The organism is Cohnella suwonensis, from assembly GCF_042655365.1.
Lineage (GTDB): Bacteria > Bacillota > Bacilli > Paenibacillales > Paenibacillaceae > Cohnella > Cohnella suwonensis.
Genome location: NZ_JBHSMH010000090.1, coordinates 194,148 through 220,837, shown reverse-complemented (window position 1 = coordinate 220,837; position 26,690 = coordinate 194,148). Strand labels below are relative to the sequence as shown.

Annotated in this window: 28 protein-coding genes; 2 read left to right on the top strand and 26 right to left on the bottom strand. The window is 46.8% G+C overall.

Annotated elements, in window-relative coordinates:
• Nucleotides 1-244: 244 nt before the first annotated feature.
• The 4 genes from ACFPPD_RS21385 to ACFPPD_RS21370 all read right to left on the bottom strand — a co-directional run bounded on the left by ACFPPD_RS21385 (nucleotide 245) and on the right by ACFPPD_RS21370 (nucleotide 4,660).
• Complete coding sequence (locus ACFPPD_RS21385; RefSeq protein WP_209746327.1) at nucleotides 245-973, bottom strand: SDR family oxidoreductase; 729 nt, start codon at nucleotides 971-973, stop codon at nucleotides 245-247.
• A 34-nt stretch (nucleotides 974-1,007) separates the two neighbouring features.
• Complete coding sequence (locus ACFPPD_RS21380; RefSeq protein WP_209746325.1) at nucleotides 1,008-1,901, bottom strand: alpha/beta fold hydrolase; 894 nt, start codon at nucleotides 1,899-1,901, stop codon at nucleotides 1,008-1,010.
• A gap of 436 nt (nucleotides 1,902-2,337) precedes the next feature.
• Nucleotides 2,338-3,147 (bottom strand): sugar phosphate isomerase/epimerase family protein, encoded by an 810-nt coding sequence (locus ACFPPD_RS21375; protein ID WP_209746323.1) that lies wholly within the window; start codon nucleotides 3,145-3,147, stop codon nucleotides 2,338-2,340.
• A 25-nt stretch (nucleotides 3,148-3,172) separates the two neighbouring features.
• Entirely contained in the window at nucleotides 3,173-4,660 is a 1,488-nt protein-coding gene (locus ACFPPD_RS21370; protein WP_378083236.1) for a GMC oxidoreductase, read from the bottom strand.
• 872 nt (nucleotides 4,661-5,532) lie between these two features.
• Here ACFPPD_RS21370 and ACFPPD_RS21365 point away from each other — a divergent pair.
• A complete protein-coding gene (locus tag ACFPPD_RS21365) occupies nucleotides 5,533-6,597 on the top strand; it encodes a permease (RefSeq protein ID WP_378083253.1) in 1,065 nt (354 codons plus the stop codon).
• 76 nt (nucleotides 6,598-6,673) lie between these two features.
• Here the strand turns inward: ACFPPD_RS21365 and ACFPPD_RS21360 are convergent, their stop codons facing one another.
• Nucleotides 6,674-7,306, bottom strand: a complete 633-nt coding sequence (locus ACFPPD_RS21360; RefSeq protein ID WP_209746319.1) for a TVP38/TMEM64 family protein — start codon at nucleotides 7,304-7,306, stop codon at nucleotides 6,674-6,676.
• Nucleotides 7,307-7,348: 42 nt separating this feature from the next.
• Nucleotides 7,349-8,491 carry an alpha-hydroxy-acid oxidizing protein gene (locus ACFPPD_RS21355; RefSeq protein WP_378083233.1) on the bottom strand — a complete coding sequence of 381 codons (1,143 nt, stop codon included), beginning with the start codon at nucleotides 8,489-8,491 and terminating at the stop codon, nucleotides 7,349-7,351.
• Between the two features lie 225 nt (nucleotides 8,492-8,716).
• Here ACFPPD_RS21355 and ACFPPD_RS21350 point away from each other — a divergent pair, with 225 nt between their 5' ends.
• Nucleotides 8,717-9,118 (top strand): hypothetical protein, encoded by a 402-nt coding sequence (locus ACFPPD_RS21350; protein ID WP_209746315.1) that lies wholly within the window; start codon nucleotides 8,717-8,719, stop codon nucleotides 9,116-9,118.
• 69 nt (nucleotides 9,119-9,187) lie between these two features.
• Here the strand turns inward: ACFPPD_RS21350 and ACFPPD_RS21345 are convergent, their stop codons facing one another.
• The 20 genes from ACFPPD_RS21345 to ACFPPD_RS21250 all read right to left on the bottom strand — a co-directional run bounded on the left by ACFPPD_RS21345 (nucleotide 9,188) and on the right by ACFPPD_RS21250 (nucleotide 26,604).
• Complete coding sequence (locus ACFPPD_RS21345) at nucleotides 9,188-10,450, bottom strand: MFS transporter (protein WP_209746313.1); 1,263 nt, start codon at nucleotides 10,448-10,450, stop codon at nucleotides 9,188-9,190.
• Complete coding sequence (locus ACFPPD_RS21340) at nucleotides 10,447-10,926, bottom strand: MBL fold metallo-hydrolase (protein ID WP_209746311.1); 480 nt, start codon at nucleotides 10,924-10,926, stop codon at nucleotides 10,447-10,449. Before ACFPPD_RS21340 ends, ACFPPD_RS21345 begins: the two co-directional genes overlap by 4 nt.
• Nucleotides 10,927-10,966: 40 nt before the next feature.
• On the bottom strand, nucleotides 10,967-12,133 hold the full coding sequence (locus tag ACFPPD_RS21335; RefSeq protein WP_209746309.1) for a cysteine desulfurase family protein: 1,167 nt from the start codon (nucleotides 12,131-12,133) through the stop codon (nucleotides 10,967-10,969).
• The gene (locus tag ACFPPD_RS21330; RefSeq protein ID WP_209746355.1) at nucleotides 12,103-12,759 is read right to left on the bottom strand and encodes a metalloregulator ArsR/SmtB family transcription factor; all 657 of its coding nucleotides are present in this window, start codon (nucleotides 12,757-12,759) and stop codon (nucleotides 12,103-12,105) included. The genes ACFPPD_RS21335 and ACFPPD_RS21330 overlap by 31 nt, the downstream gene beginning before the upstream one ends.
• A gap of 134 nt (nucleotides 12,760-12,893) precedes the next feature.
• Complete coding sequence (locus ACFPPD_RS21325; protein ID WP_209746307.1) at nucleotides 12,894-13,229, bottom strand: hypothetical protein; 336 nt, start codon at nucleotides 13,227-13,229, stop codon at nucleotides 12,894-12,896.
• 1 nt (nucleotide 13,230) lies between these two features.
• Nucleotides 13,231-13,653, bottom strand: a complete 423-nt coding sequence (locus tag ACFPPD_RS21320; protein ID WP_378083228.1) for a MarR family winged helix-turn-helix transcriptional regulator — start codon at nucleotides 13,651-13,653, stop codon at nucleotides 13,231-13,233.
• A gap of 151 nt (nucleotides 13,654-13,804) precedes the next feature.
• The gene (locus ACFPPD_RS21315) at nucleotides 13,805-14,695 is read right to left on the bottom strand and encodes an SDR family oxidoreductase (protein WP_378083225.1); all 891 of its coding nucleotides are present in this window, start codon (nucleotides 14,693-14,695) and stop codon (nucleotides 13,805-13,807) included.
• A gap of 764 nt (nucleotides 14,696-15,459) precedes the next feature.
• Nucleotides 15,460-16,284, bottom strand: a complete 825-nt coding sequence (locus ACFPPD_RS21310) for a DUF2935 domain-containing protein (protein WP_209746352.1) — start codon at nucleotides 16,282-16,284, stop codon at nucleotides 15,460-15,462.
• 89 nt (nucleotides 16,285-16,373) lie between these two features.
• Nucleotides 16,374-16,814: a disulfide oxidoreductase gene (locus ACFPPD_RS21305; RefSeq protein ID WP_378083223.1), complete on the bottom strand. Its 441-nt coding sequence runs from the start codon at nucleotides 16,812-16,814 to the stop codon at nucleotides 16,374-16,376.
• The gene (locus ACFPPD_RS21300; protein ID WP_209746299.1) at nucleotides 16,798-17,577 is read right to left on the bottom strand and encodes a thioredoxin domain-containing protein; all 780 of its coding nucleotides are present in this window, start codon (nucleotides 17,575-17,577) and stop codon (nucleotides 16,798-16,800) included. Before ACFPPD_RS21300 ends, ACFPPD_RS21305 begins: the two co-directional genes overlap by 17 nt.
• 50 nt (nucleotides 17,578-17,627) lie before the next feature.
• Nucleotides 17,628-18,623 carry a TIGR03943 family putative permease subunit gene (locus tag ACFPPD_RS21295; RefSeq protein ID WP_209746297.1) on the bottom strand — a complete coding sequence of 332 codons (996 nt, stop codon included), beginning with the start codon at nucleotides 18,621-18,623 and terminating at the stop codon, nucleotides 17,628-17,630.
• Nucleotides 18,624-18,647: 24 nt separating this feature from the next.
• Nucleotides 18,648-19,622 carry a permease gene (locus ACFPPD_RS21290; protein WP_209746295.1) on the bottom strand — a complete coding sequence of 325 codons (975 nt, stop codon included), beginning with the start codon at nucleotides 19,620-19,622 and terminating at the stop codon, nucleotides 18,648-18,650.
• A 115-nt stretch (nucleotides 19,623-19,737) separates the two neighbouring features.
• Nucleotides 19,738-20,163, bottom strand: coding sequence for a Fur family transcriptional regulator (locus tag ACFPPD_RS21285; RefSeq protein ID WP_209746293.1), 426 nt, complete (start codon nucleotides 20,161-20,163; stop codon nucleotides 19,738-19,740).
• 195 nt (nucleotides 20,164-20,358) lie between these two features.
• On the bottom strand, nucleotides 20,359-21,168 hold the full coding sequence (locus ACFPPD_RS21280; protein WP_209746291.1) for an AAA family ATPase: 810 nt from the start codon (nucleotides 21,166-21,168) through the stop codon (nucleotides 20,359-20,361).
• Nucleotides 21,169-21,185: 17 nt separating this feature from the next.
• A complete protein-coding gene (locus ACFPPD_RS21275) occupies nucleotides 21,186-21,497 on the bottom strand; it encodes a Fur family transcriptional regulator (protein ID WP_209746289.1) in 312 nt (103 codons plus the stop codon).
• Nucleotides 21,498-21,504: 7 nt separating this feature from the next.
• Nucleotides 21,505-22,695 carry a GTP-binding protein gene (locus tag ACFPPD_RS21270; protein WP_209746287.1) on the bottom strand — a complete coding sequence of 397 codons (1,191 nt, stop codon included), beginning with the start codon at nucleotides 22,693-22,695 and terminating at the stop codon, nucleotides 21,505-21,507.
• An 81-nt stretch (nucleotides 22,696-22,776) separates the two neighbouring features.
• On the bottom strand, nucleotides 22,777-23,730 hold the full coding sequence (locus tag ACFPPD_RS21265) for a metal ABC transporter substrate-binding protein (RefSeq protein WP_209746285.1): 954 nt from the start codon (nucleotides 23,728-23,730) through the stop codon (nucleotides 22,777-22,779).
• Between the two features lie 25 nt (nucleotides 23,731-23,755).
• Nucleotides 23,756-24,583: a metal ABC transporter permease gene (locus ACFPPD_RS21260; protein WP_209746283.1), complete on the bottom strand. Its 828-nt coding sequence runs from the start codon at nucleotides 24,581-24,583 to the stop codon at nucleotides 23,756-23,758.
• Nucleotides 24,529-25,236, bottom strand: coding sequence for a metal ABC transporter ATP-binding protein (locus tag ACFPPD_RS21255; RefSeq protein WP_209746281.1), 708 nt, complete (start codon nucleotides 25,234-25,236; stop codon nucleotides 24,529-24,531). Before ACFPPD_RS21255 ends, ACFPPD_RS21260 begins: the two co-directional genes overlap by 55 nt.
• A gap of 177 nt (nucleotides 25,237-25,413) precedes the next feature.
• A complete protein-coding gene (locus ACFPPD_RS21250; RefSeq protein ID WP_209746279.1) occupies nucleotides 25,414-26,604 on the bottom strand; it encodes a hypothetical protein in 1,191 nt (396 codons plus the stop codon).
• Nucleotides 26,605-26,690: the final 86 nt, after the last annotated feature.

The following is a 26,690-nucleotide window of genomic DNA, read 5'->3' as shown; positions in this document are numbered from 1 at the left end:
TTTTTTATTGCATGATTAAATAAAATAATACAAATTTAGCACATTTTACTTACGGAAAAACACCTTGACAAATTGTTGATATTTTAATGCAATGCTACTGATGTTGGACCTCTAACTGACTAGATAGAAAAAGCCCGCGGTTTCCGCGGACTTCATTCATTAGATTCCTTTGTTAGCGCCAGTAATAAGGGCGATTTAAATAGCCTTTAAATCAACTAATTCGAAACGTCTACTGGAGTACCGTTCACCAATTCACTGGACCATCTTCATTAAAAAATTGTCCAGATGGACCATCGTTCGATAAGGTAGCCAATTGAACCACAATGGCAGCCCCTTGTTCAACCGTTCGGAAACCTTGATGTTGATTTAGATCGGTTGCCGTGTACCCTGGGTCTGCTGCATTTACTTTAATATCTGTTTCTTTTAGCTCCCGGGCAAATAGAACGGTAAGTGCATTTAAAGCTGTCTTGGAGGCAGCGTACGCCGGATTAATCGGACTGCCTATGATAGGATCACTATGCCATGCCAATGAACCTAATGAAGTGGATACATTAACGATGCGTCCAGAGCTCGATTTGCGAATAAGCGGCAACAGAGTCTTTGTGACCGAAAATACGCCAAAAAAGTTTGTTTCGAAGGTTTCTCTTAACACGGATATCTCCAATTCGCTAGGAGCTTCATCCGGGTAAATAAAAATCCCTGCGTTGTTAATCAGTACATCGAGTTTGCCATCATATTCTTCTATAAGATTGGCAGCAGCCTGAATCGACTCCAGATTTGTTACATCAAGACGAACAAACCGGGCATCGATGCCTTCTTCGATTAATTTGCGCACGGCTTCATCGCCTCTTCCCGAGTCCCGTGCGCCAACCAAGACTGTGAAGCCCCTTTTTCCTAATTGCCTTGCTGTTTCAAAACCGATTCCTTTGTTAGCGCCAGTAATAAGGGCGATTTTCTTCGATTGATTTTCCATGTTCTAATCTCCTTCATTTGGATTAAGAAATCATTCATCGCAGAAGCTCATCAATAACCTTCTGTGGTGCCTCACGCTGTGGGAAGTGCCCCACTCCATCTAGACGTGCGACAGAATATCCACCCTTAAACGCCATTGCGAGCGCCGTGTCGGATAGTGGACTTCTATCAATTCCGTCATCTTCACCGACCAAGATTCTCGTTTCGCACTGAACGGAAGGCATATTCATTAAAGCCTTTCGCAGTTCAATGTGATCTGGATCTATCTCCGACTCTGAAATGTTCGCGCGGTAAGCACTAAGTGTGACTTTTTTGAAATCATCATGCTCGAAGGCCCGTGAAACAGCAAGGAGAGCATTTTCTCTCTCTTCTCGACTCCAACTCGATGACCATTCCGCCCAAAGAGCTTTAGCAAATCCTTGCCTGTCGTAGTCCAGAATCATTTCGCCCATTTTAGTATTGAGAAGAAAGACGTACCAAAGAGTTTTAAACTGAGAATATTTAAATTCTTGTGCCATCATCATTTCGTTCATAGAAAAGACGCCGTGCCAATTTAACTTTAAAAGCCTCTTTATTCGTTGGGGTCTGAAGCTTGCAACGACCTCGGCCGTTGGTGATCCCCAATCCTGACCAATAACCATAAGGTCCTTCAAATCAAGAGCGTCGACAAAATCGAGTGCATCCTGTCCGAGGGCTGCAAAATCTCCCGCTCTGGAAGTCTTCTCGCTTAGGAATTTCGTTGGCAAAAAGCCGCGCACGAAAGGTGCTAGCGTTCTGTATCCTTTGATGGCTAAAAGCTCCATCACTTCTCGGTAGGACTCAGCCGTATCGGGGAAGCCGTGCAGGCATAAAACTGTAGGACCATCTTTGGGGCCATTCTCTAAGTAAGCAATATCAAGCTTATCTGTCCTAACTGATTTCATTTCCATTTTGCATTCCCCTTATGCTCGTTCAATTAATGCGAAGAGATCCCGCGAGTGCTCGTCGTTTCGTCACTTGCGGTAACCAGTCACTCCCCGCGCATACAATCTCGGAGATTGTCCCTAAAGAGTTTTGTGTTCTCGATTAGAGATCTTCTTTGTTCAGGTTCCAGTTTCTCTACCGCCGAATATTCCGCATTTTTCGTCTTGAGAATGATTTTCTCGGTATATTCTTTCCCGGATTCTGTGAGTCGGATTACCTTGTTTCGACGATCAGAATCCATCTCCGTCAACACAATGATTCCTTTCTCCAGGAAAGTCTTTATGATGGCATTGACAGTTTGCTTAGGCAAAAAAGTTTGTTGACAAATCGTCGTTTGCGTTCCACCCAAATGTGCATTTTCTTGTGACACAAATCTTCCCACATAAAAAAAAGCCTGATATTTCAAGCTTTTTTAAGCATAGTTGAAGTAATCGCTTGCATGGAAACTAAATAATCTAGGCTCGCTTTCGCGCTTTCCAATGGATGCGGGCTCGTATCCTGCTCTACGAAGAAATATTCCACTCCTACTTCATGAAGAATGCGGAAAATCGGCGGCCAGTCAATTGTGCCGCGGCCGACCTCCGTGAAGCCGCCCTCTCGATCCATATCCTTAACATGAATAAGGGGCGATAAGCCTTTGTAAGTCAACAGGGCTTCCTTAGGGTCCAAGCCCCCCTTCTTCGCCCAGTACAGGTCCAGCTCCAACTGCATCAAATCAGTGCCGATGCCTTCAAGCAATCGGTCGATCACTCGTTTTCCGTTTCTGATTTCATATTCTTCAGCGTGGGGATGATACAGAAACTTCATTCCTCGGCGTTTAACCTCCCGTCCTATCCTCTTCAAAGTAGAGACGGACTCTTGAATCGCAGCTTCATCTTTGAACCTTTCCGGAGGAAGAAACGTACTGATGTAACGGACGCCGATCGTATCGGCATAATCAAGCTGATGGTGCAAGTCGTTTTCCAGATCCTCAATTAGCACCAAAGTGGAAACCGTCTTCAAACCGAGGTCATTCAGACCCCTCTTCATTTGATTGGCTGGAATGCCGCCATAACCCATAGCGAATTCCACCAATTGATACCCCATGTCCGCTACTTTCTTGAGTGTTCCCCAATAATCTCGCTTGAGCTCGTCGCGAACAGTGTACAGCTCCAACCCTGGAGGCATCTTGGTTACGTCCCACCATTCACTGCCAAATCGAATGAATCGCATGGGCTCTCTCCTTGCCGACATAACGTTATTTCAACTGTCGGATGATATGATCCGCCGTGCGTATCGCCAATGCTACGGTAGTAAGCGTGGGATTGGCGGTGCCGCTGGTCGGAATGACGCTGTTGTCCGCCACGTAAAGTCCTTGTACGCCATAAACCTGGCCGTATCGGTCAGTCGATGAGTCAGACGGGTCCTCGCCCATGCGGCACGTTCCCATTTCATGAAGCTCCATTCCGGGACGCCATAGACATATGGGCGGCTGGCCATCCTTTGAAACCAAAGGGGTTCCCATCGCTTTGGCAGCACGTTTTACGCCTTCTCCCATTTGTCGGATAACGGCTTCGTCCTGTTCGTTGAAAGAAAAATCGATTTGGATTTCCGGTACTCCGTACTCGTCACGTTTGAATGGATGCAGCGTAACTTGATTACCGAACCGGGATTCGACCCTGCCTGAAGCGTAAAAAGAGATCTCCCATTCCCTTTTCAAGGGTTCGACTTGATACTGAACCGTAGGGTATGCCCCCGGCCCCCAAATCTGGATTTGATAGGAACGATCCTCCGTGCCCGGAATCAGAATATGAAGCGGTCCAAGAGCCTCCGGGAACTCGTTCCGGTTCGCGATCCCCTTGCCAAACACCCTGGAATGGATCGTCATATAATGACCGATCGCGCTGTTTCTAAGGCCTGAGTTGAGCAAGATTTGCGTCGTTCCGAACGTACTTGCCGACAAAACCACTTTTTTGGCTTTAAGAAAATACGATTTCTTCTCAGGTGACATGACCTTGACGCCGACGACTCTGTCTTTTTCCGTAAGCACTTCAACGGCACGGGCATTAACCGCTAAATCGAAAGGACTATTCAAAGCCTGGGCGAAAAAAACAAGAGAGCTGAAATAGGGATTGGAATTAACGACTCCATATTGGTTGATCGATTCGAGATTGATGGCCAACGGTTCATCCGTCGCATCGGGAAAACCGTCTTTCTGAAGACGATTTAGAAGGATCTGCGTGAGAGAGGCTCGTTTCGTAAAGTTCTGGGTGACGCTCATCACCTTTTCCGCAATGCCGTAGTAAATGTCCATTTCCTTAAGCGGGACTGGCCAGCTTGCGAGATCGGCAGCATGCATCCGTGGACTAACCGTTGCCCAAAACAAGGTTCTTCCCCCAAGGGCGTATATTTGCGGGGATGGATACCGAGGAGGGATTGCGGCGGCGCTTGAAAAATATTTATCAAACCGTTCTCCGTTCATTGTCGCGATATTCTGCGCATGCGTCGGCAATAACAGTCCGCCTCTTTCGACGATCCCTATACGTTTGCCGCTGCCGCCGATTTGATTCATCAATCTCCAGAGAACGGCTCCCCCTCCTGCACCGCTGCCAACGATGAGCACATCGTAATCCGTTTCCTGCATATCCTCAAGCGAAGTTAATGGTATCCACTGTTCATTCCTATATACTGGCGGAGGTGGGCACATAGGAATTTTCATCGGGCTATTCCCGATATAGATTCTCATTCTTCCAAATCCCTTCGTTTGCGAGATAACCCGTCTGCTTTTCGCATCATTCGAATTTTCATTAAATGCCGTTATGTTCGATATATGTTACATGCTTGTATAATATGTCTTCATTCGTCGGCGCTGTCGGAAAAAGAAAAAGACTCTGCATATGAATGAGCAGAGTCTTAATCGGATTGCAGTTATATTCACTTCCGGTTTGCGTCGTATTCGGAAGAATCCGTCTCGGATGATTTCAGTGCAATCTCTGCCCAGTTGGTACGGAATGCTCCGGGCTCAATGAGAATCGTTTTGATTTTCAATTTATTCATCCTCCAGATGTAAACATTTGATTGCTTTCAAAGCTCAAATGTTATAGTGCACTTTAAGTCAAGAGTATTATTTATTCTATTGACCATATATAATTGTTAGGCACTGCCTCTATAGAAGGTTAACAATTTCTAAAGCTGACTTAAATAAAATATGGCTGAGTTCCACTCTGTTGTGGCTTAATGACAGACAAATGAACTATAAAACATGCAGTTATTTCGGCTAAAAATCAGATATCTGGTGAAATAGATGTAATACATACATTAATTTCACCAGATTCATCCTGCATCAGTTGAAATCCGCAAAATGAAGTGCACCTTTTGCATATAATTCATGCAAAGGCCTTACCACGTATCTTTTTTCATGCACATTTTACAGTTAAATATTCCAACTACGTTGTTTCTAAGCAACATTCACGCTGAACTCAGCCTAAAATAAAGAATAGAGAGGTTCTAAAAACACATGATAAATATTAAAGAAGTGACTATGATGTTCTTGAATCTCAAATGAACAATACAACATTTAAAATTTGATAAGTAGGAGGGAATTTACGCATGTCGGAAATGAGCGCGCTAAGCATAAGGCCCGAAACCAATAATATCGCGAAAACGATCGCGTTGGTCTTGATCTTCCTCCTGATTGCGGCCGCGGGATTGATGTACGTCAAATGGTGGCCCTATTACCATAAAGCGCTGACATCGGCGGATACGCACTCGATCGGTTCTTCGATTCTCGGCGACCCGGTCGGCCAAGCCGGGACTCCGACGTGGAGCGGCGCCACGGAATACGCGAAGAAGTACTTTAAGTCCGTATGGAAAGCCGCCGTGCTGGGAATCCTTCTGGGATCGCTTGTACAGGTGCTCATCCCGGTGCGCTGGCTAGAGCGCGTGCTCGGAGGCAATCGATTCAAAAGCGTTTTTTACGGAGGACTCGCTTCCCTGCCGGGCATGATGTGCTCGTGCTGCGCCGCCCCGGTCGCCGCGGGATTGCGTCGCAAAAATATATCGGCAGGCGCCGCGATCGCGTTCTGGCTCGGAAATCCGCTGCTGAACCCGGCGACTCTAGTCTTCATGACGTTCGTGTTATCTTGGAAATTCACCGTTCTACGGATCGTGCTCGGCGTCTTGCTGACGTTCGGAACCGGCTATCTCGTCAACCGATTGATGAGGGGCAATGAAGATGAGACGCCGAAGGAAATGCAGTCGCTGCTGCAACTGCCTGCCGGCGAATCCGGTTCCTTCGTGACCCGATGGGCAAAGAGCTTGGGCCTCATGGTGTTACAAGTGGTACCGGCGTATTTGGCGGCCGTTCTGTTGTTGGGGGCCATGAAGGTTTGGATGTTCCCCGTTACGGAAGGATCCGGTTTTGCGATACTCGTTCTATTCGCGGTTGCGGGTTCATTCTTCGTCATTCCAACCGCCGCAGAAATCCCGATCGTGCAGTCATTCCTGTCGGCCGGCATCGGTACGGGTCCCGTTGCCGCACTACTGCTGGTGCTTCCTGCCATCAGCCTGCCTTCGTTGCTCATGGTCGCCAAATCGTTCCCGCGCAAAATCTTGGCCATTATTCTTGGATCGGTCATCCTGACAGGAATCCTTGGCGGAATTATCGGATCGTTCGTATTGTAGTTTGAAAAAGTTAAAATCACTCTAACGTCATAAAGCCCGCATAATTGCGGGCCTTTTTCTTTAAAGGAGTTGCTCGTTATCTGTTTTTGATAGCCGTTGGCGAACACAATTTATAGATTGCGCCTACGATCAGCAGAAAACCGCCATAAATGCATATTATGTATAAGATATCTTTCCAATGGAACGATCCGGATAGTCGATATCCGATTTGAGTTGTCATTACGATAAAAGGGAGTTTTCCTACAATCGTTGCCGCTAAATAAGTAACGATGCTCATACGGGTAAGTGCTGCAAATACATTTACGACTTGAGCGGGAACGACAGGCAACATTCGAGCAATCATGATCGTTACGAATGGAGTCCGCTCCGTTAACTTCGTTAATCTCGAGAAGCCTTTCATATTAGAAGCTTTCTCTCGTTTCCTAGGGCTGAAAACGTAGCGAACCAACAAGAATAAGCTAATTGCAGCTGAACTCGAAATGCTCAGGTTGATAAGGCTCCCGGCAAGCAAGCCGTACTTGGCACCGAACAATGCAGCTACGACTCCATATGGAATCGCAGGAACAAGAGCGACAAGAAAAGCGATCAAGAACAAAAGGAATTCATCAATCCATGAAGTATCCGTCTGAAGCCAATGTAATATCGATTGTCGCTTAAGAACGAGAATTCCGGCTGTAATAAAATAAGACGCAAGTATAGTCCATTTCAATGCTCCTTACCTACTTCCGTTCTTGATTAGTCGATTCTCGGCTTAAATTTTATTACCTATTTGAGCCTGTACTAGCAGAGATCGATCAATTTCAGCTATGGATTTTCTCCCCGTGTTTGCTAGCGATATATCGATATCGGCAATTAGATTTCTTATCACTTGATGAACCCCTTTCTCTCCTGCAACAGCCAATCCGTAGATATATGGGCGCCCTATCAGAACCGCCGTTGCCCCAAGCGCTATAGTTTTGAGGACATCAGCGCCGCCGCGAATTCCGCTGTCCATTAGTACTGGAATCCTTCCTTGGATGCAATCGCAAATCATTGGCAACGCCTCTAGAGCCGCAATCTCTCCATCAAGCTGTCGACCTCCATGATTAGACACCACAATTCCATCCATCCCAAGTTGCAGGGCCAGTTCAGCATCATTGGGATTAAGGATTCCTTTCAGCAATATAGGGAGTTTTGTTAGTTTGCGCAGGAAAGTTAGGTTCTCCCAAGATAAAGCGGGATTCCAAATGATTTTAAGGAATTGCATAATCGCGGCGTACATATCCTTCTCCGGCGGTTGTTTCAACTTGGAACGAAAGACAGGGTCTGATATGAAATTAGCCATGCCTTCACCGAAGAGAAAGGGATAAAAATGGTTGCGGATACTCCTTGGCCTCCAACCAAATCCTGCAGCAGTATCGACCGTTAAGACGATAGCTGAGTATCCAGCCTTTTCCGCCCGGCGAACCAAACTCACCATAACGTCATTATCTGTTGGCCAAAACAGTTGAAACCAGCGAGGCGCACCGCCCATAACATAAGCCACCTGTTCAATCGTTCGTGATGCAACTGTACTCAGTATGAACGGTATCCCCAAGCGTGATGCCGCCCTTGCAGAACCCAATTCCGCTTCGGGATGAGTAACACCCTGTATACCCAAGGGGGCGAGGAGAAATGGGGCAGGGAATGTACGACCAAATAATGTGACCGTTAAGTCCCGTTTGGATACATCACTAAGTACCCGGGGTTGAATATGCCAACGGAGGAATACAGTCCTGTTCGCACGCATGGTCTCCTCTGAGCCTGCACCGCCTGTGATATAATCGAACGAACTTACGGGTAAAATCGTACGTGCCCTGTTCTCCCAATCTTCAAAAGTGACGGGAAAAGACTTTGCGAGATCTTCATTTGTCATGGGCATACCCCTTGTTTATTTCCTACATAAGTTTATGAAATTAAACCTAGGATAATGTATCGCTAAAGTGGCTGCTGAATGATGGAACCGTCGACAATCGGAAGATCTTGTCACCTGTCAGGTGTTGTTTTATCAAGCGTCCGAAATAAAATAACCGTTCTATGCATAATGTTCCTCCTCTAAGGGATTATAAATTCTGTTCTTAAATTAAAGGAGGAACCAAACATGCAATTTGCAAACAGCCAGATCAGCCAATCTCTACATCAATGCGAACAAATCATTCAACAGCTTGTAAGCCAAACCCAACAAGCCAGTCAAAATTACCAAATGCTTCTCCAGCAGGAACAACAAAATGCTCAACGCCTAGAAGAATTAGCCCAAAGAGAACAAAAAGCTTCTCAATTGATTCAAACTGCTTTGCAAGGACATCAAACTGCAATCCAGCAACTACAGCAAGTTTCCAATATGTGCAGACAAGTCGAACAGTTGATTCAAGTCCAATTCAACACTTCCTTCGCGCAAAGCAGCAATCCAATCCATGCTGCTAATCCAAGCTTTACTCAACCCTACAACAACTTTAACACGACTAACGCCGGAATGAACGCACCTTTCAGATCCATGCAGTAAATGAATGAAGGAGCCCTGGAATTCTCAGGGCTCTTGTTCTCATTATACAGGTTCCGCGGGTGCCGCGGATTACACGGTTCCCATACGATGTATGTTCTCGTCCTCCGACATAAGCGTTTCCTTCATTCTTATCATGGATTGGAAAGCTGCAGCCAAGGGGATCGAAGCCAAGATAGCAATGGTCCACTGAGGACTCACGATGTCCGCGATAAGACCTGCCAACAGAGCTCCAAATGCATACCCGCAATCTCTCCAGAATCGATACACTCCCATAGCCGATGCTCTCCATGTAGGTTCTGCTACATCACTGATGGAGGCTTGCAATGTCGGATATACCAATGCCGTTCCGAGCCCCAATGCGAAAGCTCCTATGATCCATTCTCCAAGCGCATCGGAACAAGCTATCCAAATCAGAGCAATTGCTTGCAGAATCATTCCTGTAACGATTAGCGGCTTTCTTCCCCATCGATCGCTCATGTATCCCGTGACCAGTTGAAAGGCTCCCCACGTTGTCGGATAAACGGAGACAACTAAGCCTATCTCGCCAATGTTTAGTCCGCGATCGGATAAAAACAACGGAAACAGCCCCCAAGCCAATCCGTCTTTTAAATCGGTGGCCATTCCTGCAATACTGCAGCTTGAAAGCGTACGATTACGCCAAGTGACCATTTTGAAAATCGTACCTTTAGAGTGATAAACCGGTTGTATCGAAGAAACGCGTTGCAAGCTCAAATAAGCTTCGGTTGATTTTACTCCTATTGACAAAATAAACCCGATAAAAGCAAAACCGAGGCCTAAAATAAAAGGCTCCGGTCGATACGAGTAAATGGACGCTACATATCCCGATATTGCCGCCGCTGCGGAAAGACCGATATAACCGGCTGCTTCATTAAGCCCGATGGCCAGTCCTCTTTCATTCGGTTTTACCAAATCGATTTTCATATTAACCGTCATGGACCAGGTCAAGGCTTGATTAACGCCCAGAAAAATATTGGCAACAACGATAACCCACCAGTATTGCGCGAAAATGACAAGCAGCGGAACCAAAAAACCGATCATCCAGCCGGTAAGCAGAACCTTTTTTCTGCCGAATCTTTCGGCCAGTGCCCCTGCAAAATAATTGACGATCGCCTTCGAGAATCCAAATGAAATAATAAAGGACAATGTTGCGCTTGCCGATGCAAGCTGGAACTCCTCTTCGCCGATCAGCGGCAGAATGGTCCTTTCCATTCCCACCATGGAACCGACGAACAGATTGACCGCGATAAGCATCGTAAATGCCAAAGCATTTTGCCGAATACCGTGAATCGGAGCGATTCCAACTCGATTCATGGCCGATCCTTTCGATGTCCGGAATTATATGCCCGGATGTCTTGAAAGCCCTCTGGAGGTTCAGGGATGTTTTCGGTCATGAACGATACGAATCGATCTTTTTCTTTTATCCGAAGAGCCTTATTGTATTTTCCCTCGAACCCGATCGTCGACGATGGTTTACCGCTTAAACTTCTTCCGCAGACAGAACCGGAATAAGCGCCCGGGTACACTTCAATTTCATCCGGTAGCTGAAGGATCTTAGTGAAAAGGCTGGCATGCAGCTGCCCTGCTCCTACTTCTTTTTCCGAAGCCAGTTCGGTTCTCCCTACGTCACCGACCATAAGCGTATGTCCCGTTAGAACAAACCAAGGCTCATCCCCTCTGGCTCGATCCGTCACGACAAGACTGATGTGTTCCGGCGTATGACCGGGCGTATGCAGCACTTTGATAACGGTATTACCGGCAGTGATCTCATCTCCGTCTTCGACCGGCACGAAATCAAAAGCGGTATGTGCCGAACGATGAAGAATATATTTAGCTCCTGTTTTTTCGGCAAGTGCACGCGCACCGGAAAATTAGTCGTATAGCGGTCATGATTTCATTCTCGGTCGTGTACCTCCCGAGGCTGAAACGGACTGCGCCTTTTCCGAATTCCTCTTTAACTTTCATCGCTTTCAGAACCGGAGATAATGCGGTTATACCGGTGTGACAGGCCGAACCGGTGGATGCGGCGATTTCAGGGAGTAGACGGAGCACTTCTTGTCCGCTGAATCCGTGGAAATTAATGTTGAAGGTATTAGGAAGCCTATCATCCGGATGACCGTTTAGAGACACGCGGCTGTGAAAATGGTCTTTGAGCTCTCTCCAGAAGCGTTTCCCTAATTCGCCATTGTACCCTGAAGCTTTACGAACATGCACAAGCTCCGCCGCTTTTCCTAAACCGACGAGATAAGGAACATTTTCCGTGCCGGCTCTTCGGCCGGATTCATGTCCGGCACCATGCACGAAAGGTTCAATGGCGGTTCCTTTGCGAATATATAACGCTCCGACGCCTTTCGGAGCATATATCTTATGTCCGGCAATGGAGAGCATATCGACGCCTAGTTCTTCCGCGTCGACGGGAACTTTTCCAATGGATTGGGCCGCGTCGGTATGCAAATAAACGCCGTACTCGCGTGCGATCCTGGCAATTTCCGCGATCGGTTGAAGGGTTCCGACTTCATTGTTCGCATGCATCACGGTGATCAAAATCGTTTTGTCCGTGATCGCTTTTTCAATAGCTTCAGGCGATACGAACCCATACTCATCTACATCGACATAGGTCACATCGGCTCCTAATTTCTCGAGAAATGCAATGGGCTCCGTCACGGACGGGTGCTCTATTTTCGTGGTGACGATATGGTTGCCGCGGATTCGCAGGGCGAAAAAGATTCCTTTTATCGCTTGATTGTTCGCCTCGCTGCCTCCGCTAGTAAACACAATTTCGTCTGCAGCACATCTTAACAGTGCGGCAACCTTCGAACGGGCCGATTCAATGGAATCGTGAAGCCCTTCGGAAGCCCAGTGAGCCGATGAAGGATTGCCAAAGTAGTCAACGAAACACGGCTCCATTTCCTTCCATACTTCAGGATCAATCGGCGTACTTGCATTGTAGTCCAGGTAAATCCGATCTAATGAACGTTCTGGCTGTATTGGCGCCATTCATGCACTCCTTCCTCGATCCGGTAGGCAGAATAGCCTTCGCTTCGAAGCCTGGAAACCGCTTGAGCGGAATACACGCAATAGGGTCCTCTGCAATAAGCAACGATCTCGACATCCTTGTTTAGTTGATTAAGCTCGGATTCTAAATCATCAATGGGAAATGAAATGGCACCCGGGATATGTTCGGCTTCATACTCTTCTACTGGCCTAACATCCAACAATACAATTTCACCGCGATCCCGTTTCTCGACGAATTCTTCTAGCGTCAAGGTATGCGTATCCTCAAAGCGATCTAGAAAATCTTCTTTGATTTTCTGAACATCCGCAAGTTGACGTTCGCACAGTTTCCAAAGCGAAAGTAAAAAATCGGCAACCGAAGAATCGGCAAGTTCATAAAATACAAACGTCCCTTTTTTTCGATGTTTAACCAGCCTGGCGTCGGACATGATTTGTAGATGACGCGATACGTTGGCGATTGTCATTTCGGTTCCCTGCGCGAGTTTTTCCACTGATTTGGGACCTTGGGACAACAGGTTCAGTAATTCCAAACGCTTATCGCTGGATAAACATTTCCCGATTCGCGCGAACTGAGGATATAATGCGTCCTTAAATGCCCTTCCGTTTATTCGAGACAAGAAATCTCCTCTTTCTCTATATTCAATTATTTAATTGAATAATAAATAAAGGGGACGGAGATGTCAATATCAGGTTGCGATGGTGTCTTTGTTCAAGACTTTACCTTCATCTTCTCCAACCTCCCTTACCAACCAAAGTTTATTAAGGTGTATACAATCAAACCAAAAGAAACGATTAATGATAAAACAGTCAGCCATTTCATCCATATCGGCATGTACTTATGTCTCGGCAGTCGATAAACGGAATAAGCCAACGTTATAAGGGTAACTAGTATCATCGTTCTTCTCAGCCATATAACCCCGGACATGGTGGCCATCATATTCGTTGAACTTCCCATAATAATTAGAATCCCTGTGTGAAGCCAGTGATGAGAGGACGCTAAAAACGAGAAAATAATCGAGGAAATGGAGGTTGCTACCGCTGAGGCAGCTTCATTCTTATGATCATGTTGATGATTCATTCTAAGCTCTCCTCACTTTAATAAGTGAATCCGTAAATTTTTTCAAACTGTTATAAAACATCATTTGCTCATTTTCAGAAAGGTTCTCAAGGATGTCGTTATAAAATTGTACAGACTGTTCACGCACTCTTCGAATAGAACTCGTTCCTTTTTCCGTTAAGTCAAGAAGAACTTCTCGGCGATTATTCTCGTTTAATTCCCTGCTGACAAATCCGCCTTTAACAAGTCCATCAACCAATCGGCTGACCGAACTTCTCTCCAGTCGCAGTCTTTCCGCGAGTTCCGTAATCGTTAAGGTTTGCTTCTCCAGCTCTTGAATAGCAAACACTTGGGATAAAGACATCGAAAAACCGCAGGGTGTTGTCGTTTGTTCCAGAAGTCCGAAAGACCTGATGAATTGTTGAACGGTATCTCTTAATTGCAAAACTTGATCCCTCTGCACAAGGTTCACCCCTCATCGTGTATGAATCAATTGATGTATAATACACATGTTATATAATAAGAGGTTAATTATTGTCAACTTGAAATGTATCGGATGCAAAGTTTTAAAGCCCGCTCAGATTGAGCGAGCTTCTTCATTGACCGAAATACGAACCCCCGTTCACATGAATGGCCTGCCCCATCACATAGGTCGAATCGTCAGATGCGAGGTAGACGTATACCGGCGCAAGTTCCCACGGCTGGGCGTCCCTTCCCATAGGATGATCGTAGCCGGCCGACATATATAGCGCCGGAGGCAGTGATGACGGTTGAAGCGGCGTCCATACTCTGCCCGGAGCAACGGCGTTAACCCGGATTCCGCGGTCGATCATCGACATGCTTAATGAACGCGTAAACGTGGTGATCGCGCCTTTTGTCGCCGAATAGTCGATCAACCCTTTGAATCCGACATAGGCGGTTTCGGAAGAGGTATTGATGATCGTACTTCCCGGTTTTAAGTAAGGAAGCGCCGCCTTGGTCAAATAAAACATCGCAAAGATATTTGTTCGAAAAGTCCGTTCAAGCTGTTCGCGCGTAATGCCTTCAATGCTTTCCTGATAATATTGCACCGCCGCATTGTTGATTAGGCAGTCGATTCGCCCGAAAGTTCGGATGGTCTGTTCGACAACATGACTGCAGAACGTCTCTTCGCCGATATCGCCTGCGATCGTCAGGCACCTCCGGCCCAATTGATTGATTCTCGCCTGCGTCTCCTGAGCGTCTCCGTGTTCGTTGTAATAGACAACGACGAGGTCCGCTCCTTCTTTCGCAAACGCGTATGCCACGGCTCTACCGATCCCGCTGTCCCCGCCCGTGATAATCGCTACTTTATCGCGCAGCTTCCCGCTTCCGACATAAGCGGGGTTTTCGGATACGGGTCTTGGGACCATGATGGATTCGATCCCGGGCTGCTGCGGCTGATACTGCGGAGGATAGTAAATCGGAATCGATTCGCATTCGGTATAACTTCCGTAAGTGGGTTTCACGATATCCCGTCCTTCAGCATTCATTGCATTCAGAATTCTGGATGTTCTGATACCACAACATATGCCTATATCGGGGGTCCTGCTACATGTATGAAAAAAAGGCACATACCAGTGCCTTTTTAACTTATCTTTTATTGTCTGATAACTAAAACATCACGAGGCGGGATACCGGTAATTTGAATTTGTTGAATCTGGGAATTTGTAAGGTTGCGTCCTACTAAAATTAAAGAAGAAGTTAAATTATTGAAATTACCCAAATTCGACACGCTTTGGGCTCCGCGAAATACGCGAATGGATCCCTGAAAGTTAATTAGTGAAAACAAAACTAGCGTCACGGAATCTGTGGTTGAAACATTTCTTAGACGGAAACTGGAAAGGACGTTATTAAAACGAAATGCTCCCAAATCTCGAATGGCTACACCTCCACGTCTAAGAACAATCCGACGATTTGTAAAATTAAAGCCCGAAAAAAGTTGGAGCCTTACATCAGTGTTTGCCATTATATCCACCCTTTCTTTAGAATTGATATATTCTATGATTGATTCCGAGGAAAGGCTTGGACTAATTTGCAGGGCGAAACCACCTTTTCTTTTATAAAACTTGTTCTTGTCATTCTCTGATCAAGAAAAAAGCGCGAAATCCCAGATGAATCCCGGATTCCGCGCTGTTCAGTTACTTCTTTAATTTCGATACTGGCAATTCGCGTCCTCGGAGGAACTGATTTCCATGTCGAGCGGTTCCGGACTGTACCTCTTTCTAACGTCTTACAAGCGATGTACTGCTTGCGCGGGTCTTCCTGTTGTGAGACTGTTCTCAAACATATCAATAATGAATAAGAAATGTTCGGCTTCGCGAAACACATGATCCGCCAATAAAGGATGAATGATACTCTTAATTCGACAAGCTTCGATTAGATCGCGTGCAGTTTTCTTAAAGTCGCGAAGAGAGGTTACCGAAACTCTATTCTGATCCAGGAATTGATCAAGAAGCGGTTTCGTTTGCGATTGGGGACGCATAGATTCCAGATCCTTCGCTTGGAATAACAATTGGTTGAATTCTTGACTAAAATTGTTAGCCTGTTCAACCAGTTTTCGTTCAGAAGGGTCAAGTAAATGGCTGATAAACTTCGCATGATCGGCCATAATTCTCAAAAAAAACACATTCTCGTCAATAATGGCATCAGGCAGTGGTTCCAATCTGCCCTGATTTAATTCCATCAATCGATTCCTGAAGTAGTTTGCTTCTCTGCTTACATGATCCACTAATAAAGGGAAATTATTGGCGCCAGGAAGCTGGCATGTCAGAATTAATCCAAGTACCTTTCGCTTGAATACCCAAATATAAGATACCGCTTGATGAACTTCTTCATTAAACCTTTTGATCACGTTAGGATCTGTTCCTATAGTAAAGTTATTTGCCCTGTTCTCGATTGATTCAAAAAGCGCATAAAACTGGTTAGCCTCATTAATTAATTGCGTATCTTCACATCGAAATCCCAATCTAAGAAATAATGAATGTTCCTTCATTATTCTCGACCAAAACCTAAGCTCTTCTAAAGATCGCGCGACAAATTCATCGGGCACTAGCATTCCCCCCTTGAAATTCGCTCTTCTCCCTAGAGTATGTATAGGCGCTTGACCAATATTCATTGCCGACATCGTCCGATGTAACTTCGTACCTATTCAGTCTCATGCTGCCTAACGAAAAGCAGGAATACAATAATGAGCACAAAAGCAATCAACGCTAGCAATGGAATCGTAATAAATCCGAGCCAATCCATATAGTCAACGTTACAAGGCACTCCGTTCGTACAAGGTTTAATCTCATGAAAGCCCGGTATCTTTTGCAACATGTAATGATAGATGGAGATCGTGCTTCCAATGATACTTAAAGGAAGAACGTACTTCTTTATGGACGTCTCTCCCCTATATGCGGCGATTCCCAGAAGGATGCTCAAAGGGTACATGAATATTCTTTGGTACCAACAAAGCTCGCAAGGAACATACCCCCGAATTTCGCTGAAGTATAAGCTTCCTAATGTTGCGATGACTGACACGACCCAAGCGAAATATAGCAGGTAAGGCTGCAGGGCGATTAACCTTCTACTCATTCCGAGCACCGCCGATTTCCTTGTCGATAATAGACTTAATCTCTTCGAGGTCGAACGGATTTACGACTTTAATGCCATTAATAAGCAACGTAGGCGTTTGGTTAATCCGGTATTTCGTGACGATACCCGTGTCGATATCGAGTTGTGGCGATGTCGACCGATTCGTTACATCATCGGCTAGCTTCTTTATATCGATATTCGTCGGAATTGAATTTGCGATCTCCGCTATTTTCTGCTCGGTTATCCATTCGGAATCATGATCGGATGTCGGTTGCGCCGCGAACATCGCTTCGTTGAATTCCCAGAAAGCTTCTTTATTTTGCTTAAGCACGGCTTCACCCGCAATGGCGCCCAGGGTCGATTCTGCTCCATGGAACAACGTATTGATAAAGGCAAGCTTTACTTGACCCGAGTCGATATATTGGGATTTCAAAATCGGATAGACGTTGGCGCTCCACTGTTTGCAGGCCGGGCATTTGTAATCTCCGAACTCGATGATTGAGACTTTAGCCTGCTCGCTACCGATTACGGGTTGGTCAACGATCGAAGGAAGTTCGGTTAATCGAGCGGCTTCCTCTGGTCCGTTATTCGCACGGTTAATGAAGAAGATGGCCGCGAACAGAACAAGAATCGTAGTCGTATACAGGACAAGCGCTTTTGCAGGATTTGACTTCTTCGCTTGTACGATCGCTTTGGGCTTTGATTTGGCTTTGCCTGACATGGAGCGACTCTCCTCATCTTCAGCTTGAATGACTAATTTTAAGTATATCAATTAAGCCCTTCATTGAACTGACTCGTTAGAGCTATAGAGACCTCGATTATTTATTCTTTGGCCAAATCATCAAAATCGTCATAATATGGATACACATAAGGATCATTGGGTGCTTCAATAACGGTTATTTTTTGGGCTTCGAGTTGAATAATTTCGTTTCCCCTATAATTCGTAGTCGATAACTTTCCAGTCATCGTTATCCACGTATCTTTCTTCAAAGATGCGCCATTTGGCGATTGGACCAAGAAGCCGTATGGCATCGCATCGGCCGAGCAACATTGCATGGCCATCCGCGACACGACGAACTGGTCTATCTTCATGTCGTTCTCCCGGTATACGAAACCGCTGATATGAATATCTTTTCCGATAAAGTTGTCTTTAAATAGATCAAGCATCGTTAGCAATTCAAGGTATCCGACGGTTTTGACGTTAATAACATCCCGTTTATATAGTTTTTTGCCCAACTCCGCGTAATCGATGCTGAACTCGTCCGCAGGGAACAGCTTATCCAGTTCGTCGTTCATATTTCGATTATTGCCCGCTTGTGGCGATTGTTCAAGAACATTCCGATTCAGCTCTTCGGGCGTCGTGTTCGCTTCTACGAGCGGTTCCGTAGAAGCTGAAGGTGGGATTGAGTCCGCTGTAACGGAAGGTCGTTCGGATACATTTGCTACGTTCAAATTCATGCCTTTGACCGCTACGACTTCGCTACCCATAATACGATCGGGTAACGCTACGCCTAGAAGCAATGGAATGGCAAACAATCCATAAATCAACCCGTTCCGGAAGATGGACCTCGGCGGCTCGTGTCCGCAACCGCAATCCTCCTCGTTGCTGCTGCCGCCTTTTTGTATGGCTAAATAGAGATAGAAACCTGCAAGCAGGAATAAGGCCATCGCCCCGTATTTGACGTAAGGAATCATCCTGGGAACAATATAATATTGCAGCTTGTCCGCCTTGACGAGATGTACGATGTACCAGGAGAAACAACCTAATATGGCCGCGCGAATTAAATAATGCGGTAACAAACTACGCTTTTCTTCCATCAAGACGCCCCCTTCGCTTCCTACTTAACTCAAATAATGATTTCCAAGCATCCATGCGCCGATGAATACGAGAATGGCGATCAGTGCTGCAAGATACAGCACGAATCTGGTCTTAAACAAGGACAATAACATGAGCGTACTCTTGAAATCCAGCATGGGTCCGAAAACAAGAAACGTAAGAAGAGATCCTGCGGAGAACGTACTTGCGAACGAGGAAGCCACAAAGGCATCCGAAGTTGAGCACAAGGAAAGAATGAACGCAAATCCCATCATAAAGAAATGCGAGCCGAACTCTCCTTGACCGACGCCTACGAGATCGGATCGCGATACGAACGCCTGAATCGCGGCCGTAATGAATGAACCCAAAATTAAGTACTTTCCCATATCGAAAAACTCTCCGCCGGCATGTTCAAACATTTCGACGAAGCGACTTCGTGAATGCGTATGGGGTGATGAGCTAATGACGGCTTCCCTCGTGTTACGAATCGGATTACTCTTCACGAAGTAATAGATAATCAAGCCAATAACCGCGCCGACAGCGATAGCCAGTCCCATCCGCGCGTACACCATCTCCGGCTTCGTCCTGAACGCAGTGTATGTTGCCGAATATACGATCGGGTTCACGATCGGTCCGACTAGGATAAATACGACGCCCGCGTATAGCGGCATTCCCTTGGCTACGAGTCTCCTAACGATCGGAATGAGCCCGCACTCGCAAATCGGGAAAATAATCCCCAATAAGCATGCAACGACTACGCCTAAGATCGGATTTCTCGGAATCAATTTGCGAAACCAGGCTTCCGGAATGAATACATGCATAAACGAAGAGACGAACACGCCCAGCAACAAAAACGGAAGGGCTTCAAGTACGATGCTGATCAACATCGTCTTAAACGTATGCACCTCCGCCCCCAAATGTAAGGAAAAGCCGCTTAGAAGAGTTGGATGAAGAGAAACCAGAACGATGATCGCGATAACGCCGCCGAATGTCGCGTTCATCTTCCATGTGCTCGCAATAGAAGATGTTTTCAGCCTGACCACCCGCACCTTTGTGTAATAATTACGATATGAGATGAGAATAACAGGAAGCCCGTTACCCTGTCAATTTGGTTGATTAATGTTGGCAGTTTTCGCACAAGCCATAGATTTCAAAGCGATGATTCACGATCTTATAGTTTCCGGGAAGGTCGACTCCGTTATCCATGGGACAATAATCGAACGTAAGCGTCTTCTCGCAATTAATGCAAATTAAATGATGATGATGATGATCCAAGCAATTTGCCCTGAACTTCAAACCGCCATCCATAAAATAAAACTGCTCCAACACGCCCATTTCATTCATCATTCGCAAGTTGCGATAGACCGTATCGAAGCTCACGCTCGGATACTTCTCGCTCATATGATCGTACACGTCTTTAGGCGAAAGGTAGCCGGGATGGTCCGAGAAGATCTGAGCCATCGCTCTTCGTTGGTCCGTGATTCTCCACCCGTTCTTGGACATGATGTTTAGCATTTCATGTACGCTGTGTGACGTTGTCATTAATTTGTACCTTCTCCTTGACCTCAATATTGCTTTAATTGTAACAGGTTACAATAGGTATTGCCATGAGAGTCAACACAGCGATCAATCGTTTGCACAAAGTTCCCGTTTGGATTCTGAGCTGCTTTATCGGCAGCGGCAAACGGAAAAAAGCCTGCGGACATTAATCATTAATCCGAAGGCTTTTCTCTCGTTTTATCCGCTTCGCGGGTTATACTCCCGTAACGAACTTTCAATTTGATTCAGCTTTAAAGGCATGTCCGCGATAATCGCTTTGCGTTTCGCTTTAAGGATGATTTGTTCGATCTCCGCAAAACTGCAGCCTGCCATGATCTCGGTCGCTCGCGATAGGATTGACGAATTTTCCAACTTGAAGTCATCGCAAAGAAGTCGAATGTACGCATGGCGTCGATCGTCATCCGGCATAACGTAGTGCATCTTGGTGTCGAATCGCCGCCAAACGGCTTGATCGAGCTGGTCTTCCAGATTGGTCGCAGCCATAAAGATGCTTTCGTCACCGAAATCGTCTAGGCACTGCAAGAGCGTATTGACAACGCGCGACATCTCTTTCACCTCGTCGTTGTTATCTCGCGTTCTGGCGATCGCGTCGAATTCGTCCAGAAACAACACGCACGAATTGCTTTTCGCGTAATCGAATATTTTGCGAACGTTGCTACCCGTCTCACCCAAGTGACTGTGAATGATTGTATCCAATCGGACCAGGATAAGCGGCAGACGAAGGCGGTCTGCTATATAGAAAGCCGTTAAAGTCTTGCCGGTTCCAGGCGGACCGAACAAAATCATTTTATTCGGGACGGGCACCATAAACGATTCGAATTTCTCTTTCATTCCCGCGATACTAATAAACTCTTCTATGATTTGGAAATTGCTCGGTTCCAATACGATGCGTTTTGCTTTTGTCGCGCATTCTTTGGGCGTGTAATAGGTGGCCATATCCATGCCTTTGGCACGTGGCAACCTGACGTTGTTGTTCGTTTTTGACATCTGAACTGCATTCCCTCTTAAAGGTTATTTTTCGGAAACAAATCGCTCGGCGGCGACGCTTCGCGAAAGGACGTACGATAACAGACTTCTTCGTCGACTAGCGTAGGTTCGATGAAACCAAGATCCTTATAGAGCTTTATATTTAAGTAGACGGTACCATAACTCATACCCTTAAAGCTTTGTTCCATCCTTTGATAAAGCTCCATTGCGGTAAGTGGTCGACGAGACTGCAGAATTAGCGCAATCAATGATTTGCGCTGCATCGTTACGCGTAATCCGTGTTTGACTAATTCCCGAATGGCTTCTTGATATTGGTCATGTTTACGCATTACCGGATCACCTTTGATGACCTGCGTTAGGAAGCGGATCTGCGAACTGATGCCAATCTTGCGATTGCTCATCGGTCGTCAATAAACAGTCATCCAATGTGCGCGAGATCGCTTCGCGATCCATCTCGATACCAATAAGCACGAGCTTAGTGATACGATCACCATGCACGTGGTGCCATTGTTCCCTGAGTTCCTGATCTTCCTGAAGGTACATCTCTCTTTCCGCGGCAGGCAGAGCAGCGACCCAATAGCCGGAAGGCCCGAATTGAATCGAGGGCCCGGCTTGGCTTATGCTTTGTCCCATGTCGTTCCTGGAAGCGACCCAGGCTATCCCTTTCGCGCGGACGATTTCCGCCGGCCAATTCTCAAGCCAAGCCATCAACCTTTGGGGATGAAAGGGTTCGCGGCGTTCATACACGAACGAAGAGATCCCGTACTCCTCCGTCTCCGGAACGTGCTCCGCCTTCTCCATTTCGAGCATCCACCCGGCAGACTGACTCGCCGTATCGAAGTCGAAGAGTCCCGTGTTCAGGATCTCGACGGGATCGACTTTTCCATGCGAAGTTCGAATGAATTTCGCCCGAGGCTGCAGCTTCCGAAGCACGCCTTCCAGTTGGCCGAGTTCCTCTTCCTCGATTAAATCGGTCTTGTTCAGGACGAGCACGTCGCAAAATTCAATCTGGTCGATCAACAAATCCACCACTTCGCGCGTGTCCTCTTCGCCTACGGCTTGCCTTCTGTCCAGCAACGATTCTCCCGAAGAGAAATCATGCCAGAATCGATAAGCATCTACCACGGTCACCATGCAGTCAAGCCGGCATAACCGCGTCAGATCAATCCCTTGTTCTTCGTCGACATAGCTAAACGTCTGTGCGACGGGGATAGGTTCGCCGACGCCGGTCGATTCGATCAGGATATAATCGAACCTGCCTTCGAGCGCCAATCGTTCGACTTCGCGGAGTAAATCCTCGCGAAGCGTACAACAGATACAACCATTGGACATTTCCACAAGTTTTTCGTCCGTACGGGATAACCCCCCGCCTTGCTTGATCAAATCCGCGTCAATGTTGACTTCGCTCAAATCGTTGACGATGACAGCAACTCTTAGGCCCTGGCGATTATTGAGCACATGATTCAAAAGCGTAGTTTTTCCCGATCCTAGATAGCCGCTCAAGACGGTTACAGGTATTTTATTCATTGTCAGTTCACCCTTATTGTAATTATTACGATATTGATGGATTTGAGAAGCCGACATCTTCGTCGGCTTCCGTACGACCATCTACTCGTTAAGCGCTTTTGTTAATGCTGTTAAGTTTTTCTTCATGATGCCGATATAATCCAAACCGTTCTTTTTGTCATCGTCAGTCAATCCCTCGAGAGGATTCAGGACGTCCGTTTTCGCGCCGATTTCGTTAGCCACGACCTGGGCGACTTTCGGTTCGACTAACGTCTCGAAGAAGATCGTCTTGACCTCATGCTGATTCGCGAACGATACGATATCCGCCATTCTATCGGGAGACGGCTCTTGCTCCGGCGATAGTCCGGAAATAGGAACTTGAGTTAATCCGTATTCCTTAGCCAGATAACCGAAAGCCGCGTGTTGAGTTACGAAATCCTTTTTCTTCGTTCCGGACAAGCTTTCTCGATAGGCTGCATCCAAGTCTTTGAGTTTCGCGATATAGGCCTCGGCATTCTTGCGGTATTCTTCCTTGTTGGCAGGGTCGGCCTTCTCGAAAGCCGCTTGAATTGCTGACACTTCTTGCTGCGCGAGCACCGGATTTAACCATACGTGAGGATCTAGAATCGCTCCTCCCTCTTCGTGTTCGTGTTCTTCTCCTTCTTCCTCTTCTTCAGGCAACCCTTCCATTAAGGTAATCCCATCGATCGCCTCTACAACGATTCTGTTGTCATTCGACGCGCTTGAAAGCGCATCTTCTGCCCAGCCCTCAACGATGCCGTTGTACACGAAGACGTTAGCTTCTTTCAAAGTCGCCATGTCTTTCGCGCTCGGTTCCCAATCATGCGGCTCAACGCCCGGAGGAATGAGAGCAACGACATTCGCATGGTCTCCGCCGATTTGTTTGCTGAATTCATACATCGGATAAAAAGTTGTGACAACATTAAGTTTGTCTGACGAGCTCGCTTTCGAGGATTCGCCGTTATTACCGCACCCGGACAATACGAGCGCAATGCCTGCGGTTAGAAATAATGATTTGACATGCAATGATTTCATGATCGGAGACCTCCAATAGAGTAAATTAAAATGTCAATCTGCTTTTGCCCCAAGACTTCCAGGCTTTTTTCAGCCCCAATCCCCCGAGCAACGTTAACAATAACACGAAAGAAATCGTAGCTCCCGGCGGCGTGCTGAAAGAATAGGAAGCCGTAATTCCGGTAAAAACACCTATTAAACCTATGGACATTGAAATGAAGATAGCCACGGTGAAGCTTCGAGCGATTCGAATGGCTAAGGATGCGGGCAGAACAATCAAAGAGGAGACAAGCAACACGCCGACTATCGGCATTGCGGCTGCTACAATCATACCGGTAATGACGCTAAAGCCTAGCGAGATCCAACCGACGGGCAAACCGTTCGTGCGAGCCGTCTCTTCGTCGAACGACATCTGATAGAGAGGTCTTCGCAAGAGGAACAGGAACAGCCCCCCGATAGCGGCAGCCACGATCATCAATCGGAGCTCCGTCGCATTCACCGCTACGACGGAACCGAATAAGTAAGAGGTAAAGCTTTTATTGATGCCTTGGTTTAAGCTCATGACGATCACCGAGACGGACAATCCGCCGACCATAATAATCGCTACGGATATTTCGCCGAACGACTTATAGGATCTCCGAACGTATTCCACGGCAATTGCGCCCAGTACGGCGACGGCGAATCCCATTAATGTCGGATTCCAATGAAGATACGCACCGCCAGCCACGCCAGCCAACGAAACGTGCGAGAGCATGTCTGCCATCAACGCTTGTCTTCTTAGCAACAAATAGACGCCGAGAGCCGATGCCAGAAGAGCGATTATCCCGCCGGCGCAAAATGCCCGCTGCATGAAGTCGTAGTGCAGCATTTCCAACCGCCCTCCTCTATCCGCTCGAGGATGATCATTCGATCCCATTCATCTTCGACCTCGATCGGATGGTGAGTGACCATCATGACCGTTCTTCCGAGACGTCTTACCTGATCCTTCAACAACCGATAAAATTCGTATCTGGCTTCCGCGTCCATACCGGTCGTCGGTTCGTCCAACACCAGAAGATCGGGTTCCATCGCGAAAGCCCTGGCCAATATGATTCTTTGCTTCTGTCCGCCGGACAGCTCCCCGATTCTTCGTTTACGGAGTTCCCACATTCCGACTTGGCGAAGCGCCTGTTCCGTTGCTTCCCGATCGGCGGCATTCAATCTTCTGAGCCAGGAGCCATGTCGATAACGTCCGCTCCGAACGAATTCCATGACGGTACTCGGAAATCCGCCGTTAAACGCCGAAATCTGCTGAGGAACATAACCGATCACAAGCTTCTGACCGTTCGCATTATACTTCGATAAGCTGACTTCTCCTTGCCAAGGTCTAAGCAGCTTAAGCGCAAGCTTCAAAATGGTCGTTTTGGCGGCACCGTTCGGCCCGGTGACGGCAATGAATTCGCCTGCACGAACCTCCAATGAAGCATCCTGCAAACAGGGCACGTCGCCGTATCCGAAAGTCACATTGCTAAGAGAAACCAACTGCATGACTAATGCCTTCCTTTCGATCACCCCATCTAAACGATGGCCGTAGTCCGTTGTTAATACGTAATAATTACGATATTAGATGAATAATTAAGTCCAAGCGAACGCTTGAACGTAATTATTACCATTAGGCAATGGTATCAGAAGTTGTTTTACTCGTCAAGTTAAGCCGTCCCAGATTCAGTTATTGCTATTCGAAACTTGGAACGCCGCCTCGATAGGCCCTGTTTTTTTCGATTTTTCATCCATCTTTTTCAGTACTAACGAGAAATACTTTCTCACTTCCCATGTTTTTTCGGCTATAGTCAGTCTTTCCCAGTCTTTGCCCCTACCTTCGCCAAAAGCAGCCAATATATCGCGAAATCGCTCAAACCAATAATACGTCACCTCTTGGCGGATCCCCTCAAAACCTTTATCGCTGTTGGTGTGGACTTCAGGCGATTTCCATTCGTCTTTTTGGAACCCGTACATCCTTGCCCAAATGATCAACTCGAACGTCCATTGGTACTGGTCGCGGATGAAGTCGGTGTTTGGCAATTCTTCGATTACGAATATGGACAATAGGTCTCTTAGCTCTTTGACGGTAATCGAAGTTTGAGAACGGATAAACGCCACGATGCGAGCTTGCTGCAGCTTCAAAGCAAACCGGTGCGAGCTGACGTACGATTGGGCGGCCTTCAGCATCGAAACCCCCGGCGTATCGGTCATCTCCAATTTCATTTCCTTGACTTTTTCTTGTGTATCCTTCCACTTGGCTATTGCGCCGGTTGCTTTCTTCCATACGACATCGGGCGCGGACGAGACCATTTGCCGAGCTTCTTTGCTGAAGATGGCGTACTCATCGCTGTTGAATTGTTTCGCGTTCCGAACATGATCGCCTATGATTTCTTGGAGCAACTCCTTGCTGTTTTTTTCCTGACGGGCATAGCCGATCAATTCAGCGCCGTAGTCGGACTTGGATAACTGATTGTATACGGCGCTATATTTCAGCGATTTGGAACAGATGGCTCGCGTCACTTCTTTGACGAGAGGCTCCAACACATGGCCCATCAACCCTACCTCCCATAGATACAAAGACAACATGTCGAAAATGACGTCGTAAATCGTGACCGTTTTCCCTTTTTCCGACAGTTCGAGCCGTTTGTCTTGGATTTGCTCAAGGGCAAGGACCGCCGCGTCCACGACAATTTGGATGCGTTCTTGCTGGACGGCGAACGACTGCTCAATGAGCGCGACGGCTTTCTCGATGTCGGCGGCATTAACGCGAGCTTTGTCGTTACCGAGCGTGAATGCGTCGCCGACTAGCGATTTGCTGTTGGATATGGCTGAAGCATTCGATAACTTGGAGGTGTTCTGTAAAGCTTTATCCATGATTTCCTCTCCTTTGTTCACTGATCTGAGAAGAAAAAGTCCGCAGGTTATGCGGACTTTTTTCGTAAGAACTTCCTGACTCGTCT